The sequence below is a fragment of the Sphingorhabdus sp. genome (assembly GCF_050921905.1).
In the GTDB taxonomy this organism is placed as follows: Bacteria; Pseudomonadota; Alphaproteobacteria; order Sphingomonadales; family Sphingomonadaceae; genus Sphingorhabdus_B.
The window spans coordinates 2,539,610-2,558,375 of sequence record NZ_CP050888.1 but is presented as its reverse complement, the minus strand read 5'-3'; the positions used below and the strand labels follow the sequence as shown (position 1 = coordinate 2,558,375).

Below are 18,766 nucleotides of genomic sequence, written 5' to 3'. Positions count from 1 at the left end.
GGTTTTTCCGCGGGCGACGACTATTGGGGCTTTAGCAGGGGGTTCCAATGAAAAAATGGGTTTGGGTTTATATCGCTGGCTTCATCGCGCTTACCGGTGCGGACTTCGCATCCACGATCCTGGGTATCGCGGCGGGTGCGAGCGAATTCAACCACACGCTGGCAACCAGCGGAGGTGATCTCAAAATCGCGCAATTTCTCTTGTTGAATGCGGCCATGCTTGCATTTACCAGCTTCATGTTGATCTGGGCGTGGCGCAATCGCCTCCGCATCAACACTGAATATATTTCCCGTCCTGAACGGGCGATGTTCAACTGGATCTACCTGAATCCATTTTCGGAGCGGAACGTGCCAAAGTCAGCATTCCACTATCTAGCCTTGGCGCCCGGCATGCTGCTCATAAAGATTGTCGTATCCTTCAACAACAGCCTGATCAGTTTCGGTCAGCCAGATTTCTTAACACCTGTCGCGTCGGCCATTTTCACCTTCATACAGGGACCTCTTGCATACTGGACATTGATCTGTGTCCTGTTCCTGCCGATCTGGTGGCTCTCTCTTCGCCTCGCGGCAGCCTTCGTGCGCGCCAGCAGCAAGAGCGTCGAGCAGTTGCCTGTGCCCTTGGCGTGACATCGGGTGGCATCGGACATCTTCGACCAGGCGCTGGCCGAGCATGCAGCAATGATCGACCGGATCATTGCTGGAATGGAAAGTAATCCGGCGTGCCGGGATGAACTGAGGCAGGAGGTCGCGCTCGCGCTCTGGCGAGCAACGCCATCTTGGCGCCAGGCCTCCTCCTTAAAGACATTCGTGGCGCGGGTGACACATAATGTTTGTGTGAGCCATGTGCGGAGGGCCAGTCGCGCGCCGAAGCATCACGAACTCTCGGATACAGTTATGGACAAAGCCGAGGCAACTGACGACGCGGACGTTCGCGCGGATCTCGGCCGACGACTGCTGGCTGAGGTGTCCAAGTTGCCACGTGGCATGCGGGAGGTGGCAACCCTCTATCTCGATGATTTCTCGGCCCGCGAGATAGGGGAGACACTTGGAATCAGTGAAGGGGCAGTCTTCACGCGTATCACGCGGCTGCGAGAAACGCTGCGCAAGGTAATGGATACAGAATGATGGACCTGGACGACCAGCTAGAGGCAATGCGTGCGGCTTGGCGGGCTGCTTCTGTCGGCGACCTTTCGATCAGCCAGTTGCAGGCGCAGGTGCGTCAGGAACAACGGGTGTTGCGGCGGGAAGCATGGCTTGAAGCGCTCGCCTCGTTGGCTGCGAGCGCCGTTTTCGCCGTTTGGGCAGCGCATGCGGTGGATGTCGCGCAAGACATATTTGTTGGGTTGTCAGTCTTCGCTATCGGGTGGCCCGCGATCACGATCCAACTCAGGCGAAAAGCTTGGCAGATGCAGGCGGAGACGGTCGAGGCCTACCGCTCGTTCTTGCAGCGGCGTGCTCAAACCGGCCTGTTCCTTGCGAGACTGGGCCATGCAGGCGGGCCGCTGGGCCTTGTTATCGGCCTTAGTCTTGGAAGGATTGGGGTGCCGCCGAACGTTGGCGTTCAGAGCCATCCGGCCGTCATCTGGATGGCAGCGGCCACCTTGGTAGTATTGTGGGTATGGAGCATCCGCGCGGCCCGGAGGCGCAAGCGCGCCCTTGCGAACCTTCGCGCACAAAGCACGATCGCGGATGCCATTTGCAAAGAGTTTTGAGTATTAAGCGCCTATCTCGTTGCCACTAAAGGGTGTAGATATATCTCCGGATCTAAATCTGCCGAGAAGGAAAAAATGTCTATCAAGCGCAAGATGACTGGAAGGACGCAGTGAAAGTAGATATCTCAACCACAATAGACCTTCCGACCGAGGCTGTCTGGGCGGAAGTGCAGACTGCGCCCTTACTGATGCACATTGCGTGGCCGCTAATGCGGTTTGTGCCGGTAGGTAAAGAGCCACTTAACGCATTCAAAGATGGTGGCCGCTATCTTATGAAACTGCGCCTTTTCGGTTTCCTGCCGTTTGGAACGCAATGGATTGTAACCTCGCTGCACGAACCTGAAAACGGCACATGGCCCAAGCGCCTTCGCGACGACGGCCACAGCGCGATGATCAGGAAATGGGATCATTGGATTACGGTTGCGCCAAATCCAGATGGTGGCACCGATTACAGAGATGAAGTCGAGATTTCGGCAGGTGTGCTGACCCCTTTTGTTTGGATCTTCGCGCAACTTTTCTACCGACATCGGCAGCGACGCTGGCGCGGGCTTGCGGCTACGTTGCATGCCCGCCGTCTGATCAAACATGAGATGTCAGACTTCGAGAAAGCCTGCTCAGAAGGCGATAGGAACTCCGCATGGCGAGCACTCGAACGCGCACATATCATCTCGCAGCCCTTTCTTGGGCCTCATCTTGGCAATCACCGGGCAATGCTGAGATATGCAATCGAGCAGCGCGATTGGCGTGAAGTTATGGGGCAGCTAGTCAGGCTTGCTCTTGCGCCACTAGGCGCGCTTACTGGACGTATTCCTATCGGCAACACTGGACGGTCGAACGTCAGTGCGTTTCAGCAAATGCCTATTCCAGATGATTTGCGCCGCGCAATCGAACGCAAGCTACCATGATGAACAATGGACGGCTTTTCGAAAATAATCACTGAGAGCCGCCTATCAGCATCCCACCCAATTGTCGTCGTTCAGAAGGTGGTGACGGTCGCCTAAAAGCTGTCGCAGCAGCGAGCACCTTATTCGTCTCGTCATAATGACCGGAATTGGGCCTATTCTGTTGAAAAAGTCGCCCTATCTGGAGGCCTCGTAATTTTCTTTCAATCTTTGCGAGTGGCGCGTAACTTCGATTCAACACGTCAACGCACGAGATTCCATCTGATCAATGGCGGGTAACGAAATTACGCTGCCTGACTTTTTCAACAGAATTGACCCAATTGCAGACATGCTGCTGTGCACGTTCTCCGACGGTAGTGTGCTGGCAACGTCCTCTATTTCAGGAGTGATCTTTAGTCCGCCGTGCTTCGGCTTTGATCGTATTTAGGTTGCTATAAATACCACTAAGCAACGCGAGAACAGCGATATAGAACGCGGCTTCTATCCAAATCGGCATATTGTTACTCCCCAAGTAGCAGAGAGGGTAAACTCGCACCGCTTGATGAACAAGCTATTTCCCGATTGCAAAATTCCGACTGCGGACAGACAGCTTTCGGATCGATAAACCCGCAAAGCGGAACTTCAGCAAGCGACCCCCTCCGCGATACATTACCGACGCTCAGTCGATCGAAGACAGATCTAAGCGGCCTGATACGACCACGCTGGTCAGTATCGCGGGATTGGAAACAGCACAAAACTGCCTATTGGCATTGATGCGCTGAACCTTTTTGCAAAGCGGGATGACAACCTCACATTTTTATACTAAAGCGCCCGCCCATGAACGCATGGGTCCGAGATACGAAGGGTGGGAAGTCGCTTTTTGCGATTGCCGTGCTGCTTGCACTCTCCCTGCGTGTACTGATCCCCACTGGCTTTATGCCAGTGGTTGGCTCGCAAGGCTTGGTCGTCCAACTCTGCACAGGCTTGGGCGTCGAGATGATTACGATCGACATCGGGAAAAAGCTACCAAGCGAGAAGCCGCAACACGCCGCTGAAAGCCCTTGTGTCTTCGCAACAGGCCTTGGCCACAGCTTACTTGCTAACGCCGAGCTGACGACCATTTTGCCTTTTGTTTACGGCCTGACCATCTTCGTCGGAACGGCCATTGCCGATCTGACAATCAGCCGCCTTGCGGCACCACCGCCGCCCTCCCAAGGCCCGCCTGCGCTGAGCTAAGCTCGCGCAGCGGACAAATTACACCTCGTTCGCTGCTACCTGCGCTCAGGCTGTGCCTGCGCGCGCGCCTGACATCCGTTTCGGATGATCAGGCTTAAGTGAACAGGTTTCATCATGTCTACACATACGAGGGCGATATCGCCCAAAATCGAGCAACTGCGTTCCGTTCGACGATTGGCCTGGCGGTTGATAGTTGCTTTCTTGCTTATCCACTACGCGGCTGGCGTTGCACATGATCTGCTTTTCGGAGACCCCGGTTTCCTTCTAGTCAAGGTGGGCTAAGATTATGCCGCATCTCTGCCAAAAACGCAGCTGGGGTAGCTCGATGAAGGGCGACTGGCATTCCGGCAATTACCCAGCCCGTGGTCGTGCCATCTCCATGATCGCACCGCGTTCATCAATGCTGAGTAATCCCAAACGGATTTTGTGGTTCGCTACGGTTAACCATGTTTTACAAAATGGTAAGTTTCTTTGTTTAAGGGTTTTTAAACCACGAATGGGGCCTGTCGCGGGCGACATGCCAGGAGCGCTTACCCAACGGCTTGTAAATAGGGACCACCGAATGGCGCGTAATCGCGCCGCAAATTCAACACACGCTGCAATCGCAGCCGAACTAAATTCTAATTGAAGGTTATAATACCATTGACGTGACCCCTTAAATTCTCTCCATTTATAATTAGAGTCCGGCCCTTGAGAGAAGGACGGAACGATGAAGCGATCACGGTTTACAGAAGAGCAGATTATAGGTGTGCTGCGGGAGGCAGAGGCAGGCGCGAAGACGGCGGACCTTGCCCGTCGACACGGCGTATCGGAGGCTACGCTTTACAACTGGAAGGCCAAGTACGGCGGCTTGGAAGTATCTGAAGCGAAGCGTCTTCGAGCGTTGGAGGATGAGAATGGTCGGCTTAAGCGACTGCTAGCGGACGCTATGTTGGATAATGCAGGTCTTAAGGATCTGCTGTCAAAAAAATGGTAACGCCCGCTGCAAAGCGTGAAGCGGTCGCGCATCTTCAGGCCCTGCTTGATGTCAGCGAGCGGCGGGCGTGCAGGGTCATAGCGGCGGACCGGACGGTCATCCGCTACCAGTCTTGTCGCGGTGATGACGAGGTGCTGCGTGAGAAGCTGCACGCTCTTGCGCACCAGCGCCGCCGGTTTGGTTATCGCCGCCTGCATATCCTGTTGCGGCGAGACGGCATCGCGATCAACCGCAAGAAGACGCAACGGCTTTACCGCGAAGAAGGGCTGACCGTGCGGCGGCGCAAGGGGCGCAAACGCCCGGTAGGCGCTCGTGCCCCGGCTCCCGTTGTAGCGCTGCCTAACCAGCGCTGGAGCCTCGACTTTGTGCACGACCAGCTGGCGAGTGGCCGCCGGTTCCGGGTACTCAACGTGGTCGATGATGTGACGCGCGAGTGCCTGGCAGCAGTTCCTGATACCTCGATCTGTGGCAAACGAGTGGTGCGTGAACTGACCTATCTGATCGCCGTGCGCGGCAAGCCCGGCATGATAGTTAGCGACAATGGAACTGAGCTGACCTCAAATGCGGTGCTCGAATGGTGTGGAACCGCCAAAATCGATTGGCATTATACGGCCCCGGGAAAGCCAACCCAGAACGCGTTCGTCGAGAGTTTTAACGGGCGGATGCGTGACGAACTGCTCAATGAGACGCTGTTCACCAGCCTCGATCATGCCCGCGAGAAGATCGCTGCGTGGGCGTGGGATTATAACACTCGGCGTCCCCACTCGTCACTTGGTTACAGCACCCCGGCGGCCTTTGCGGCCGAACTGAAAAAGCAAGGGGCCGCTTCGCTCCGCATAGCCCGAGGCTACGCTACGCAGCCCCTTGCTTCACCAGCCCATATGGGCAAAAACAACGCTGAGGCTCTAATCAAAACTGGATGATAGTTGGGGGTCACGTCACCATGAAGACATCCATGATCGCGTTGGTTGCAGCGCTAACATCAACATCTGCATTTGCGGAAGAGGCTGCGACCGCGTCTGGCGACGTCAAAGCTAATGATACTATTCTTGTCGTTGGTCAAAATGATGCACCGATCACAGTCGTGCCGCGTGGGCTATCTGTCTCGCTCGGACAGGAGGAGTTCGATGCGGTCAACGCGCTAAATGTCGAAGACCTTATGAAATACGCGCCGAATTTCTTCGTCCGCAAGCGTTTTGCAGGGGATGACAATGCGGTGGTCGCACTGCGCGGAGCCAACACCATCCAGAGTGCGAGAACTATCGTAATGGTCGATGGTTTTGTTGTTTCCAACTTCTTGGGCAATCGATGGGACTTTCCGCCAAAATGGAATGTTGTCGGCCCTGCCGAGGTGCGCCAGTTTGACATCGTATACGGTCCATATTCGGCGCGCTATGGTGGTAATTCAATGGGCGGGGTCATCTCCGTGACAACGCAGGAGCCTAAAGAAACCTCCGCATATGCGACAGCTCAAACCATGATCATGCCGTTCAAGGAATATGGCTTTGATGAAACCTTCAAGGGGTACAGCTTTGAAGGTGGCATTAACTGGAAGCAAAAAGACGGACCTTGGTCCCTACGGATTTCCGGTCGCCATTTTGAAAACACGGGCCAATCGATGACCTACAACTTGCTTACAGCAACGACTGGCACCGGAACGGCCGTCACTGGCGCGTATGAAGACCCGCGCCTCGCCACACCCGTGTTTGGCGCTGCTTCGCCAGTTGATGTAACTCAAGATCAAGCAAGGCTACGGATAGGTTACGAGACGGCAGGCGGTTGGCAGATCGATGCGCTCGGCATGATCTGGTTGACAAAGCAGGACCTGACCGACCCGCGCAGCTGGCTTGTAAACGCCAGCACAGGCGCGCCTGTTTACCAAGGCAAGGTAAGCTTCGGCGGCAGGGTTTGGAATGCCACTGGCCTGACTATGTCAAAAACACGCCGGACAGAATATCTGGCAGGTCTAAAGCTAGCTGGTCCCGCAGCGGGGTGGGATGTGTCTCTTAACCTGTCGCGATATTGGATCCCCGAATGGGATGCGCGCACCTCAAGGGACTACGCAACAGGTGTTGCGCTGGGGCAAGGCACGCTCTCCCTCGCCAACACTCCCGGCTGGTATACAGGGGACCTCACCATTGAGCGTGAGTTTGGCTTACACAAGATCGCTTTTGGTGCGAATGCCAACCTTTATGAAACATCGACGGATAGCTTTGCGACGACAAACTGGGAAGCCGCCACTGCACCAACTTATTCCACGTCGACTTATGGGAAAACCAGCCTGTGGGGACTGTGGCTTGAAGATGCCATCAACCTTGGAAGCAGTTGGGTTTTAACTGGGGGTATCCGATATGACGGATGGCGCGCTTATGACGGCGGCATCGCAAAGGTCTATACCGGTGCACGTAAAGATGATGACTATCCTTCGCGCACAGACAGTAGCTTCAGCCCGAAGCTGAGCCTGCAAGGCGAGCTAAGTGATACACTGGCGGTCCAGATTAGCCTTGGTACTGCCAAGCGTTTTCCAACTGTCGGTGAATTATATCAGGGACGGTTTGATGACATCTCACAGGCCATCGACCCGCAGAGCTTCGACCCCAATTTGAAGGCTGAACGCTCGGAAGACGCAAACCTGATCCTGCGGCATCGTTCCGGAAAAGTGCAAACAACGCTCAGCATCTTTTACCAGAACATCGAGGATGCGATCTTCAGCTTCAGTGGCCTCAATCAGTTCGGCACGGTCATCACCAGCTACAAAAATGTCGATCAGGTTCGGCAATATGGCGCCGAGTTAATTGTCGAGGCCAAGGACATACTGTTCGATGGTCTTGATGTTAACGCCAACGTGGCGTGGATCGATGCCAAGACGGTCAAAAACGTTGCTAATCGAGCCGCTGAAGGGGTTCAGTTCCCCCGTATTCCGGAATGGCGGTCCAACGGGAACATTCGGTATCGCTTGGCGGATCCGGTCAAAGCGTCCATTGGGTGGCGTTATGCATCACGCCCCAATTCTGATTTGTTCGGGCTTGTGCGCGGTGACGCCTATGGCTTTCAGACCGAATATTTCACAGTTGATACCCGCCTGACTTGGCAACTCAGCAAACAGATTGAACTCGGCGCTGGGATCGATAATCTTTTCAACGATCAGTCTTATGTGTCACATCCCTTGCCGCAGCGGACGTTCGTTGTTGACCTGAAAGCGAAGTGGTAAAATCATGAACAAGCTGGCGAGAAGGGCTTCGCTCTATCGGATGATCTGGCGCTGGCATTTCTATGCCGGCTTGTTCGTTGTCCCCATGATCTTGATCTTGGCTTTGACCGGCGCAGTCTATCTGTTCAAACCACAGGTAGAGCGCTGGGAAGAGCGGGCTTGGCAAGGACTGGCAACCGAGAATGCTGTGACGCCCGAACAGCAGTACCGTGCCGTACTCTCGGCCTATCCCGGCGCCAAGTTCCATTCATACCGGGTTCCCAATTCGCCCGGCGATGCAGCGATGATCCACTTGGGTTTGCCCGGATCAGGCCGCCAAATGCTACATGTATTTGTTTCACCACAAGGTCGAGTTGTTGGGTCACTCTCTCCAGATCAGCGGATTATGGAAGTCGTGAAAGACATTCACGGACAACTGCTCATGGGAAAACGAGGCAGTTTGCTGGTTGAGCTTGCTGCAAGCTGGGCGATCGTGATGGTTCTAACGGGGCTTTACCTTTGGTGGCCACGCGGCCGCGGTATATCAGGTGTTTTGTGGCCAAGGCTTTCACAAGGAGGTCGAACCGCATGGCGCGACATGCATGCCGTAACGGGCTTTTGGGTGTCAGGTCTTGCCCTAGTCCTGCTGCTGACGGGTTTACCTTGGGCAGAAGTATGGGGCAGTTCATTCAAAGCCGTTCGTGCGGAAATGGGCTGGGTCAAAGGCGCGCAGGACTGGACTATTGGCGGAGAGACACCAGTTTCTCCCGATCATGCAGAGCATGACCATGCGGCCATGATGGGGGCAAGCCCTGCCATGCCTGAGGTTAATGATAGCCAGATCGCAACAGAAGCGACGGCAAGCCTCTCTCAAATGGTGATGTTAGCAAAGCAAGAAAACCTGGCATTTCCTGTCGTTGTTACACCCCCAGGGGCACCGGGGCGGTTTGGCAAAAAGGGCGCCGATGGCTGGACCATTCGATCAGATAGTCAGGACCGCACGCTCCGGACCACAATAACTTATGATGCAAAAACGGGTCAGGAGTTAACCCGTGAAACTTTTGCCGATGATCATGTTATCGATCGCGTTGTCGGTTATGGTGTCTCTTGGCACGAAGGACAGCTGTTCGGCTGGGTCAATCAACTCATCGGTGTAATCTCCGCGCTGATGCTCATAAGGCCCTGTCATTAATTTCGTGTGTGGGCGGGCGGTTGAACATTATGCCGCCATGGCTTTGATGAACCGTTCGCCGAATATTACGGCGAACTGGGCCTTTGCCATGGTCCACTCGCGTGGCGGCATCTTCCACTCTTTTTCCGATCGGTTCAAGATCAGATAAAGCAGTTTGGTTGCAGCCTCGTCGCTGGGGAAGTGCCCTCTGGCTCTGACCGCCCGCCGCAGCTTTGAGTTCAGCGCTTCGATGGCATTGGTGGTGTAGATGATCCGGCGCACTTCCTCGGGGAAGGCGAAGAACGGAATGACCTCAGCCCATGCCCGCCGCCAACTTTGGCCGATGGCGGGGTAACGCATGCCCCATTCGCTGGTCTCGAAGGCGGTGAGTGCCTCTTCGGCGGCTTTGGCATCGACGGCGCGGTAAATGCTCTTCAGTGCGGTTGCCAGCGGCTTTCGGTCTTTCCAGGACACAAAGTCCATAGAGTTGCGCAGCAGATGCACGATACAGGTCTGAACCACAGCTTCGGGGAACACGGCGGTGATGGCGTCGGGGAAGCCTTTGAGGCCGTCGACCACGGCCAGCATGATATCATCGACGCCCCGGTTCTTGAGCTCGTTCATGACGCGAAGCCAGAACTTGGCCCCTTCATTCTGCTCGATCCACAGCCCCAGAACCTCCTTGCGACCGTCAGCGCGGACGCCAAGGGCAATGTGGATCGCCTTGCTGCGGACCATGCCTTCGTCGCGGATTTTGACACGGATGGCGTCGAAGAACACCAGCGGATAGGCCGGATCAAGCGGGCGCTGCTGCCAGGCGGCAACCTCATCCAATATCGCGTCGGTGACGGTCGATATCAGGTCAGGCGATACGTCTATGGCATAAAGCTCGCGCAGATGCCCGGTGATCTCGCGCGTGCTCATGCCGCGCGCATACATTGAGATAATCTTATCGTCAAAGCCGGGAAAGCGGCGCTGATACTTGGCGATCAGCTGCGGATCGAAGCTGCCGGAACGGTCCCGCGGCACGTCGATATCGATCTTGCCGGTATCGGTAATCACGGTCTTGCGGCCATAGCCATTGCGGCTGTTGCCTGCCTGATCGTCGCTGCCCAGATGATAATCCATCTCAGCACCCAGCGCACGTTCGGCCAACGCCTTCTTCAAAGAATCAAGCAATCCGCCCTGATCCAATGCAGAAGCAGCATCCGTGCCAGCCAAAAGACGATCCAATAACTCAGCCGGGATCACAGGCTCTTTGCGTCGTGACATAGTAGGTCTCCTTCTTACCCATTATGCCCGCCCACACACGAAATTAATGACAGGGCCGCTCATAACGCTATCGGTCACTGGCTTCGTCATGTGGCGACGGCGCAAACCCCAAGGGCAGCTTGGAGCACCGCCTGTGGCGACGTCACCAACCAAGCTCAAGGGCGTTGCGACACTGGTCTTTTTGCTCGCCGCCTTCTTGCCGCTGCTGGCTGCATCGCTGCTGGCTATGTGGCTTGTCGAGTTCTTAATCATTAGTCGAATGGCAAACGTCGCGCGATGGCTCGGCATGCCGAGCGACAAGCCCCATTCAGAAGATGTTTAGGCAGGTAGCCATCTCAATTCCGCGCAAGGGCGAATATTTGACAGGCCTGCCATCATGGCTTCGTTTGCGGCCATGATGGCGGCCCATCGATCAGCATAATTAATACCGGTAAAGGACATGAAAAATGAAACCCTATCTTCTTCACGGAGCGGTCTTGGTTGCTGCAATTGCGGTTGCCGCTCAAGCTGCGCCGCGCTCGATTAGCATCGAGAAACCTTGGGCACGTGAGACTGTTGAAGGCCAAGCTGCTGGCGGCGGTTTTATGACGATCGTCAACAATGGTCAGCGTGAGGATCAGCTGGTCTCAGCATCTTCGCCTGCCTCCCATGAGGTTCAGATCCATACGATGTCTATGGATGGCGGCGTGATGCGCATGCGGCAGCTGACCGACGGGCTGTCAATTCCTGCCAAGGGCAAAGTAGAGCTAAAGCCCCGTGGCTTGCACATCATGTTCATCGGCTTGAAGAAGCCTTTGCGGCCCGGGACGAGCGTGCCGGTTACGCTTAAGTTCCGTCATGCCGGCTCGATGACGGCTCAGTTCAAGGTGCAGGCGATGACTGCCCCCGTGCCAATGGGAGGAAGCAAGTGACGTTACGACTGGCTAAGGCCCGGCGCGGGTTGTGGATAGCGGTCTGGGCAGCATGCGCGCTCAGTGTCGGTTATGGGCTCTACCGTATGTCGGAAGCTCCTGAAAACTCCGGTTATGAGAGAGCTTTCGGCGGTCATTTCGCATTGACTGATCGAAACGGTCAGCCGTTCTCCGAGGCCAAGCTCAAAGGGAAGCCGTTCGCCATTTTCTTTGGTTTCACGCGCTGCCCTGACGTTTGCCCAACATCGCTCAATCTGATGGCCCGCCTCCGTGAAAAACTTGGCCCTGACGGCAACAAGTTTGAGATCGTATTCGTATCTGTCGATCCCGAGCACGATAGCCCCAAGACAGTGGGCGATTATGTCGACCTGTTCGGCACACCAATCATTGGGCTAACCGGCTCAGATCAGCAGATCGCGAAAGTTGCCAAGTCATATGGTGTCTATGTCGAAAAAGTTCCGCTGCCAGGTGGAGATTTTACGATCGACCATACCGCTTCCATTTTCCTCATGGACCGCAACGGTGAGTTAGTCTCAACAATCGACAATCACGAAGATCCCAAAGTAGCTTTGGAAAAGCTTGAACAACTGGTGACCAACTGAACGCCAGTTTCACCAGCGTTGCCGAAACCAGTTTAGAATGAATGGGGGGGCAGTAAGGCCATGATCCATTGCCGATTATTAACTCTTGCGTGGCTTCACCCCGCTGCACCAGTCTTTGCCGATGTAATGTCTGTTTTGGGTCAGCCAGGTAGCGCTTAAAACGGCGGCAACTGGGCGCGAAGCCGTCATGCCCGCTAGCTCCCTTGAATGTCTGCTTTGGCCAGTTACGAACCCAAAAGCGAACCGTCCGCTTCCCACAACATTCCAGCCATACGTGCAACAAGTTCAAGCGCTCGCTAGCTGCCGTTGGTTCACAGGCTGAACGAAGGGCAGCTTTCCGAAAAATATCGGATGATAATGCCATTCAGGACATAACAAAATTGCGGGTGTGCATAATCAATCCGTAATTCGATTGAATTGATTTTCAAAAACAGATGAACTCGGAATTAGTCGGCAGAGTGAGCGGCTAATGGCTGTTGGCCCCATTTCCTAACCTCCTAATCCTTCGTCTCTTCTCAATGCTCCCGCAATTTGCTGCCGATTTTTGTATTGTCTATCAACGGTGACCCAGTTCGGGTCATTACGTAGAACCAATCGTTCTAGAGCAATTTTGTCGGCTCGAATCAACGCTGCAACTTCGTAGCGCTCTTTGTCATTTTGGGCGTTTTCGAAGCGATGGATCAGCGAGTCATGCCCATCGACTGTTGATTGCGCCGTTGCTACCATAGTAGCACTGAGCTTACCGCTATCTTTTTGCTCGGAATCTTTTCGTGTAGAAATTGTAGGAACGTCTTTGGATCTAAAGTCGGACAATTTAAATGGACTGGTCGCGGTGGACGCGGGCGGGGTGTTGAGCAGATCCGTTTTGGCAGCTCTATCTGCCTCATGACGAACGAAGAGAGCTTTTGCGGACTTCGGAAAAGCGCTAAGACAGAGGCGTTCGATTTCAGTTACTGCTTCTGGCCTTGCAAAAGACACAACCCCGTTAATAGAGACAAGGCTATAGCCAGCCATTTCTATTTTGTCGAACGTTTCAAGTTCATTGAGACCGAGCTGATCCCACTCTTTTATAAGATGGCTCGGTAAGACGGCAGCTGCCGGCTGCGGTGCAGGAGGAAAAGTAGCTTTAATTGTTTCTGTCGGAATTAGAGTGTCGCGAGGGGCCTGCGGCATGCGCAATTCATCAATCATAGGATCGACAGACTTCCTAGTAGCGTCACTTATGACAGCTGCACCATTTGGTGTCAGTGTCGGCAAGTGATTTTGCTCGTCGGGCGGAGCGGTCCGTTCTTGAGACTTTTCCTCCAATTCGCTCAAGCGATTGCCAGCAGAATTATCTTTTTTGGCATTCTGCTGCACGCGGACAAGTTCATGAACGCTATCTGCTGCCGGATTGCCGCCTGAGGAGTAATACCAAGCTGCGCTGAGGCTGACTCAGATTTGGGATTCCCAAACGGTGGAAAGTCTGATTCTATGTTGCTCTTCATTTGGAGGACGTGACATGGGATCAGCGATTAGCTTGCGGGATGATTTTGACGGCACTGCCTTGAGGCGACTGGCGCGGAAGTCGAAAAGTGCGAACCAGGCGCGGCGGCTTTTGGCATTGGCTGAGATTTATGACGGCGGCCGCCGGACAACGGCGGCGCGGATCGGCGGTGTTGGCTTGCAGATTGTGCGTGACTGGGTGCTTCGCTTTAATGCGCGTGGTCCTGATGGGCTGCTAGATGGCAAAGCGCCTGGAAGACAATCGCTGCTCAATGATGCCCAGCGCCGTGCGCTTGTCGAAATGGTCGAGTCCGGCCCGATCCCCTCGATCCATGGCGTTGTTCGCTGGCGACTGATTGATTTGACCCGGTGGCTTTATGACGAATTTGCGGTCTCGCTTGATACAACGACCGTCGGGCGTGAACTGAAGAGACTGGGTTATGTCAAACTAACGGCACGGCCTCGCCACCACGCGCAAAACGAGCTTGCGATGGAGGCCTTTAAAAAGGGGGCTTTGCCGCCGAGCTGGCAAAGGTCAGAAGATCTCTCCCGAAGGGCACGCCGATAGAGATCTGGTTTCAGGACGAAGCGCGGATCGGGCAGAAGAACAAGATCACGCGGCGCTGGGCCCGTCGCGGGACGCGGCCATCGGCACCCAAAGATCAGCGAACTAAATCGGTCTATATCTTCGGCGCGATCTGCCCGGAGCACGGCAAGGGCGCGGGGCTGGTGCTGCCGTTCTGCAATACCGAAACCATGACGCTCCATCTGACAGAAATAGCGCTCGCCGTCGCTCCTGGCGCTCACGCTGTTATACTGATGGATCAAGCCGGTTGGCATATGACTGACAAGCTGGACGTGCCTGACAATATCAGCATCATAGCGCTCCCGGCCAAATGTCCTGAACTCAACCCGGTTGAGAATATCTGGCAGTTCATGCGCGACAACTGGCTCTCCAACCGGGTGTTCACTTCCCACGACAATATCGTCGACCTCTGCTGCGAGGCGTGGAACAAACTCATAGATCAGCCTTGGCGCATTATGACCATCGGGCACCGCAAATGGGCCAGTGGGTTATGATCATTGCAGGTTGGTATTACCGGTGCGGTGCGGGCTGAAAATGGTGGCCGTTTCGTCCAGCCGAAGCGACGGACTTTTGATCCCTCGAAAATTCTCAATGTCGAGCTACCGGATGATCACAGCACCACCTTTTCGATAGTCGCCGTTGTTGGATCATACCGAAATTCCGTAATCGTGCCGTTTTTGATCCGTTCAACAGCCTCGTCTATCACATGGAGCGGGACAAGAAACCATTCACGGGGTCGAACAAGCTTACCAAAGCGATCCGTAATTTGGATATCGTAAGCAGCGTCAGCGAAAAATCGGTGGATCAGCTTTTCCAGCTTTGTTCGGTTAATGTTGAACAGCTTGTATTCCGCGATGATCTCGACGCCGGCCAGCAAATAGGTTGCGTCGTTCTCCGCTGATGCAATGCGCGCCGTGACGCTGCCACCCGTCACGCCGATCTTGTGGATCAAATCACGGTGCTGCGTGATCTGGCGATGGTCGGACTTGCTCCGCAGGACATAAATTGTTCCGCTTTCGGAGTCGTCTTCGTCGGATTCATTGGCGAAAAGTGGACCAGCAGACGGGTTGGTAATGCGACGGCCCGCCCCATCGCGATATAATGCCTTTTGCAACGACCGAGCCAATACTTTGCCTTCAGTGCCATTGTCATAGATGATGCGAGTCCGGCGGTCTTTCCGGTCATATTCGGTGACGAACTCCTCGCCAATTTCGGCCACATAGGCAATCTGGCCGCCAACGATGAAGAACTCGCCCTGCTTGATTTCAGCAGTACGCTGAAACTCGCGTGTTTCACGATGGCCCTTGTCAAGATCATCCTTGACGGCCGCGAACAGAGGCTTGAACGCTTCAAAATCCACGCAAACTTCGCGAAGGGCAATCTCTTCAGCGGCGCGGCGCTCTTCGCGCGTTTGCACATGACGGAGCTGCGTGATGTCATTATCGCCATCTGGATCAATTCCGAGTTCAGCGAGCAGCGCATCATCGTCCAGCGCATCGGGAACGATGTGGCTGGCATCCGTATTCGCCTCAAGCAAACCGTGCTTGTCCAGGCCCGCCAACAGCGAACGGCAATCCGCAAGCTCGCGCAGGCGATCGAGCCTCACTGCATAAAGTCGCTCGAATATGTCGCGCTGCTCACCGTGCTGCGGCGCGCGGCCATGCTCATCGTGGAATTTGAGAATGTCCTCAAAGCCCGCGATGATCCTTTCCTGCTGCGGCGTGTAAGCGCGCGCAGGCTTCGCTTCGACGGCGACGCCGAGTTCTGCGAGCAATTCGTCGTCGGTCAGCTCAACCATTGGCGGCCTTCTGCGCCGTGAATTTCGCGAGGGCGGCAACGCCTTCGGCAAGGCGCTTTTCCCACGGATCTTGCGATGTGATCTCGGGCGCGCGTCCGCGTTCCTTCTTCCACTGCAATGCGCGGACGGCCAAGTCGCGCGCTTCGTCATAGGGGATGCTGACCTTGCGTTTGCCGATAACGGCGGCAACCTGCTTCAACGTCCCCTCGTTCATCGCCTTGGCGAGAACGGAATAGGCTGCCTCGAACGGATTGATCCGGTCGATCAGGTCGATGTCGAGGTCTTTCACCTCAATGGCGAATTTGCGAACGCCCTCGATCAACGCTGTGTTGGAGCGCGCCTCCCCATCATCAAGGTCGTCTGCTCCAGCATCGCTGCCCCCCGCAAGCTGCTTGGCCTTCTGGGTCAGGTTCAACGCGGCAACCGCGTGCTGGCGGACCGCTTCCTGATCTTCGCCCGATAATTCAGGGTAACGATCCCGCACGATTTTGCCCATTTTGAGCTGGGTCAGTTCTTCCGCCAATGTCTCGCCGCCAACGTGCGCACCATCGAACAAACCGCGCTCAAGAGCGGACTTATCCTGCACGAATGCGGTGATGACTTCGTTCAAATCCTCGGCGCAAATGCGGGTTGCCTCGGGACTCTTGGGCGTAACAAGCCCCTTGATCTCGAAATGGAACTGGCCGCGATCTTCGTTGAAGCCGACGTTGGTTTGGCCTTCCTGATACCCACCCGGCCCGTAATCGAAATCGTCAATCGGTCCGTTGTCCTTCGGCGTGAAATTGAAACGCGGGGCAAGCACCTGCTCCATGAGCAAGCTTGCTGCGATAGCTTTCAGCGTATCGTTGATCGCATCGACCACGGCGGCTTCGGAAGCATCGGGCTCGGCGATCAAATTGGTGAAGCTCGCGACTTCCTTGCCCGGCGCGTCACGGGTTGCGCGGCCGATGATCTGAATGATCTCGGTCAAGCTGGAGCGGTAGCCGACCGTCAGCGCATGTTCGCACCAAATCCAGTCGAAGCCTTCCTTCGCCATGCCAAGCGCGATGATGATGTCCACATGGTCGCGGTCATTCTTGTGCGCGGGGTCTTTGAGCGCCGCGAGAATTTTCGCGCGCTTCACATGATCGCTGTCGTCCACAAGGTCGGCAATCTTGATCGTGCGGACTTTCCCATTTTCATCGGCGGGCAGCTCGACCAGATGGAAGCCAGTCACGGGATCGGCGCCTTTCCAGTCACCGAGATATTCCATGATCTCTTCGACTTCCTTGATCTTGTCCTTCGTGCTTTCTCGGCTGTTGACCGAAGGAATATGCACAATGGTTTTGCGCGACGGATCAAGCACGGCCTCAATCGCGCCGAGATAGCGGCCTGAGTAGAAAAAATAGCCGATGTTGAGCGATTTCAAATGCTCATAGCCATTGAGCTGCTCATAATAGGTGTAGGTGACAGTCTCGAACTTTGCCTCATCCTCGGGCATCAACACGGGAACGGCATCGCCCCGGAAATAGCTGCCCGTCATGGCGACAAGATGCACCTTGTCACGGTGGATGAAGTCGCCAAGCTGGCTGCCCAGCTTGTTGTCGGCACTGGCGGAAACGTGGTGGAACTCGTCCACCGCGATCAGGCGGTTGTCGAACGCCTCGATCCCAAGCTGCTCAACCGCAAAGCGGAATGACGCATGTGTGCAAACCAGCACCCTGTCATCGCTGGCGAGGAACTGGCCCACAGCGCGCACCTTGGATGGGTCAACCCGCTCCTCATCGGGGCCAGGTGCGTTGCACAGATTCCATTGCGGTTTCACCGCCCAGTCCGCCCAGAAGCCGAACTTTGAAAGCGGCTCATCGGCAAAGCTGCCGCCGATGCTCTTTTCCGGCACGACGATGATCGCCTGTTTGACGCCCTGATTGTGCAGCTTGTCGAGCGCGATGAACATCAGCGCGCGTGATTTGCCCGATGCGGGCGGCGATTTGATCAAAAGATATTGCTCACCGCGCTTGGCATAGGCGCGCTCCTGCATCTGACGCATACCCATTTCATTGGGTTTGGCCGATGCACCGGTGCGGGCCGTGGTAAAGGAAACGGCGGGGATGGGCTTTGCGGTGGTCATCATTCATCCCCCTGCTTATTCTTTATCGGCTTGCGTGAGGATTTCAAACTGTCTTCGATTTGGTTCAATTCACGCATGTCATCTTCATCAGCCTTGGCCGCATTCTCTTTTTTACGTCGCGCGTCAAATTCTTGATAAATGCTAACGACTTTTGCCTCCATTTGCGCATGACTAATCTGCCCTGCTGTCCGTAGGACAGGCTTATCATTGAACTCCAAAAGCCTATCGACATTTGCACGCCAATAGGAAAGCGTTAGATCCTTTCGGTCTTTCACCCGCAATTCGGCAGTTTCCAAAAAGATAATGGTAAGGCGGTTCAAACTATCGACTTCATCGGCATTCAGGTAATTTTTGGCCGTGATAATGTCCCCTTTGCGAACGACAGATCCCTTCCATGCGGTAAGGTTCATATTGGGGGCGTTCGCATCGGCCCGCGCCATAATAATTTCCGCCGCCGTTTTACCCGTAACGGCAAACAGCAGTTTATTCTGCGTTTCGGCGAAAAACATCTGGGTGGCTTTGTCGCTCGCATCATAATCGGATGACAAAGCCAACAGGTCGCGCACCTTTTGATAGAACCGCAATTCGGAAGCCCGAATGTCGCGAATGCGTTCCAGCAATTCGTCGAAATAATCGGCCCGGCCCCCACCATTTTTCAGGCGCTCATCGTCCATCACAAAACCTTTGATGAGGTATTGCTTTAGGTTGGCATTGGCCCATTTCCGAAATTCGGTGCCGCGCGGGCTTCTGACGCGGAAACCAATCGCCAAAACCATGTCGATTGCATAGAAGGTGATTCGGATAATTTTTGCCGTCCGCCGCAGTTGTCAAGAAATC

17 protein-coding genes are annotated in these 18,766 nt (G+C 55.1%); 12 read left to right on the top strand and 5 right to left on the bottom strand.

Going from position 1 to position 18,766, the window contains the following annotated elements; genetic code table 11:
• Positions 1 to 47 precede the first annotated feature (47 nt).
• The 8 genes from HEQ18_RS12450 (at position 48) to HEQ18_RS12415 (ending at position 9,186) form a co-directional block, all read left to right on the top strand.
• Positions 48 to 626 (top strand): hypothetical protein, encoded by a 579-nt coding sequence (locus HEQ18_RS12450; protein WP_432814951.1) that lies wholly within the window; start codon positions 48 to 50, stop codon positions 624 to 626.
• A gap of 6 nt (positions 627 to 632) precedes the next feature.
• On the top strand, positions 633 to 1,124 hold the full coding sequence (locus tag HEQ18_RS12445; RefSeq protein ID WP_432814486.1) for an RNA polymerase sigma factor: 492 nt from the start codon (positions 633 to 635) through the stop codon (positions 1,122 to 1,124).
• Complete coding sequence (locus tag HEQ18_RS12440) at positions 1,121 to 1,711, top strand: hypothetical protein (protein ID WP_432814950.1); 591 nt, start codon at positions 1,121 to 1,123, stop codon at positions 1,709 to 1,711. Before HEQ18_RS12445 ends, HEQ18_RS12440 begins: the two co-directional genes overlap by 4 nt.
• A gap of 110 nt (positions 1,712 to 1,821) precedes the next feature.
• Positions 1,822 to 2,616 carry a DUF3703 domain-containing protein gene (locus tag HEQ18_RS12435; protein WP_432814949.1) on the top strand — a complete coding sequence of 265 codons (795 nt, stop codon included), beginning with the start codon at positions 1,822 to 1,824 and terminating at the stop codon, positions 2,614 to 2,616.
• Positions 2,617 to 3,429: 813 nt separating this feature from the next.
• Positions 3,430 to 3,828 carry a hypothetical protein gene (locus HEQ18_RS12430; RefSeq protein ID WP_397585525.1) on the top strand — a complete coding sequence of 133 codons (399 nt, stop codon included), beginning with the start codon at positions 3,430 to 3,432 and terminating at the stop codon, positions 3,826 to 3,828.
• A gap of 709 nt (positions 3,829 to 4,537) precedes the next feature.
• Positions 4,538 to 5,727 (top strand): IS3 family transposase gene (locus HEQ18_RS12425; protein WP_432814948.1). Its coding sequence is split into 2 segments (ribosomal slippage): positions 4,538 to 4,790 and positions 4,790 to 5,727, totalling 1,191 coding nucleotides; the frame shifts between segments, so codons are not numbered across the junction.
• 20 nt (positions 5,728 to 5,747) lie between these two features.
• Complete coding sequence (locus HEQ18_RS12420; protein ID WP_432814947.1) at positions 5,748 to 8,015, top strand: TonB-dependent receptor; 2,268 nt, start codon at positions 5,748 to 5,750, stop codon at positions 8,013 to 8,015.
• A 4-nt stretch (positions 8,016 to 8,019) separates the two neighbouring features.
• A complete protein-coding gene (locus HEQ18_RS12415; protein ID WP_432814946.1) occupies positions 8,020 to 9,186 on the top strand; it encodes a PepSY-associated TM helix domain-containing protein in 1,167 nt (388 codons plus the stop codon).
• Between the two features lie 27 nt (positions 9,187 to 9,213).
• Here HEQ18_RS12415 and HEQ18_RS12410 read toward each other — a convergent pair whose 3' ends face one another.
• The gene (locus HEQ18_RS12410) at positions 9,214 to 10,437 is read right to left on the bottom strand and encodes an IS256 family transposase (RefSeq protein WP_432814241.1); all 1,224 of its coding nucleotides are present in this window, start codon (positions 10,435 to 10,437) and stop codon (positions 9,214 to 9,216) included.
• A gap of 46 nt (positions 10,438 to 10,483) precedes the next feature.
• Between HEQ18_RS12410 and HEQ18_RS12405 the strand changes: the two genes are divergently transcribed.
• The 3 genes from HEQ18_RS12405 (at position 10,484) to HEQ18_RS12395 (ending at position 11,950) form a co-directional block, all read left to right on the top strand.
• Complete coding sequence (locus HEQ18_RS12405; protein WP_432814945.1) at positions 10,484 to 10,759, top strand: hypothetical protein; 276 nt, start codon at positions 10,484 to 10,486, stop codon at positions 10,757 to 10,759.
• A gap of 124 nt (positions 10,760 to 10,883) precedes the next feature.
• Positions 10,884 to 11,348, top strand: coding sequence for a copper chaperone PCu(A)C (locus HEQ18_RS12400; protein WP_432814944.1), 465 nt, complete (start codon positions 10,884 to 10,886; stop codon positions 11,346 to 11,348).
• A gap of 86 nt (positions 11,349 to 11,434) precedes the next feature.
• The gene (locus HEQ18_RS12395; RefSeq protein WP_432814943.1) at positions 11,435 to 11,950 is read left to right on the top strand and encodes an SCO family protein; all 516 of its coding nucleotides are present in this window, start codon (positions 11,435 to 11,437) and stop codon (positions 11,948 to 11,950) included.
• Positions 11,951 to 12,439: 489 nt separating this feature from the next.
• Here HEQ18_RS12395 and HEQ18_RS12390 read toward each other — a convergent pair whose 3' ends face one another.
• On the bottom strand, positions 12,440 to 13,309 hold the full coding sequence (locus tag HEQ18_RS12390) for a hypothetical protein (RefSeq protein ID WP_432814942.1): 870 nt from the start codon (positions 13,307 to 13,309) through the stop codon (positions 12,440 to 12,442).
• A 142-nt stretch (positions 13,310 to 13,451) separates the two neighbouring features.
• On the opposite strand from HEQ18_RS12390, the gene HEQ18_RS12385 reads away from it, so the two are divergent.
• Positions 13,452 to 14,515, top strand: a protein-coding gene (locus tag HEQ18_RS12385) for an IS630 family transposase (RefSeq protein ID WP_432814187.1) whose coding sequence is annotated in 2 segments (ribosomal slippage) — positions 13,452 to 13,943 and positions 13,946 to 14,515 — 1,062 coding nt in all. Because the reading frame shifts where the segments join, the coding sequence is not laid out codon by codon here.
• Between the two features lie 116 nt (positions 14,516 to 14,631).
• Here the strand turns inward: HEQ18_RS12385 and HEQ18_RS12380 are convergent.
• The 3 genes from HEQ18_RS12380 to rhuM are packed head-to-tail and all read right to left on the bottom strand — an operon-like array spanning position 14,632 to position 18,705.
• On the bottom strand, positions 14,632 to 15,819 hold the full coding sequence (locus tag HEQ18_RS12380) for a GIY-YIG nuclease family protein (RefSeq protein WP_432814941.1): 1,188 nt from the start codon (positions 15,817 to 15,819) through the stop codon (positions 14,632 to 14,634).
• Positions 15,812 to 17,932 carry a DEAD/DEAH box helicase gene (locus HEQ18_RS12375; RefSeq protein ID WP_432814940.1) on the bottom strand — a complete coding sequence of 707 codons (2,121 nt, stop codon included), beginning with the start codon at positions 17,930 to 17,932 and terminating at the stop codon, positions 15,812 to 15,814. Before HEQ18_RS12375 ends, HEQ18_RS12380 begins: the two co-directional genes overlap by 8 nt.
• Positions 17,929 to 18,705 (bottom strand): RhuM family protein, encoded by a 777-nt coding sequence (gene rhuM / locus HEQ18_RS12370; RefSeq protein WP_432814939.1) that lies wholly within the window; start codon positions 18,703 to 18,705, stop codon positions 17,929 to 17,931. Before rhuM ends, HEQ18_RS12375 begins: the two co-directional genes overlap by 4 nt.
• Positions 18,706 to 18,766 lie beyond the last annotated feature (61 nt).

Coding starts and splice junctions, on each gene's coding strand:
- HEQ18_RS12450 (WP_432814951.1), top strand. CDS start 48: ATGAAAAAATGGGTTTGGGTTTATATCGCTGGCTTCATCGCGCTTACC.
- HEQ18_RS12440 (WP_432814950.1), top strand. CDS start 1,121: ATGATGGACCTGGACGACCAGCTAGAGGCAATGCGTGCGGCTTGGCGG.
- HEQ18_RS12430 (WP_397585525.1), top strand. CDS start 3,430: ATGAACGCATGGGTCCGAGATACGAAGGGTGGGAAGTCGCTTTTTGCG.
- HEQ18_RS12420 (WP_432814947.1), top strand. CDS start 5,748: ATGAAGACATCCATGATCGCGTTGGTTGCAGCGCTAACATCAACATCT.
- HEQ18_RS12415 (WP_432814946.1), top strand. CDS start 8,020: ATGAACAAGCTGGCGAGAAGGGCTTCGCTCTATCGGATGATCTGGCGC.
- HEQ18_RS12410 (WP_432814241.1), bottom strand. CDS start 10,437: ATGTCACGACGCAAAGAGCCTGTGATCCCGGCTGAGTTATTGGATCGT.
- HEQ18_RS12405 (WP_432814945.1), top strand. CDS start 10,484: ATGACAGGGCCGCTCATAACGCTATCGGTCACTGGCTTCGTCATGTGG.
- HEQ18_RS12400 (WP_432814944.1), top strand. CDS start 10,884: ATGAAACCCTATCTTCTTCACGGAGCGGTCTTGGTTGCTGCAATTGCG.
- HEQ18_RS12395 (WP_432814943.1), top strand. CDS start 11,435: ATGTCGGAAGCTCCTGAAAACTCCGGTTATGAGAGAGCTTTCGGCGGT.
- HEQ18_RS12380 (WP_432814941.1), bottom strand. CDS start 15,819: ATGGTTGAGCTGACCGACGACGAATTGCTCGCAGAACTCGGCGTCGCC.
- HEQ18_RS12375 (WP_432814940.1), bottom strand. CDS start 17,932: ATGATGACCACCGCAAAGCCCATCCCCGCCGTTTCCTTTACCACGGCC.
- rhuM (WP_432814939.1), bottom strand. CDS start 18,705: ATGGTTTTGGCGATTGGTTTCCGCGTCAGAAGCCCGCGCGGCACCGAA.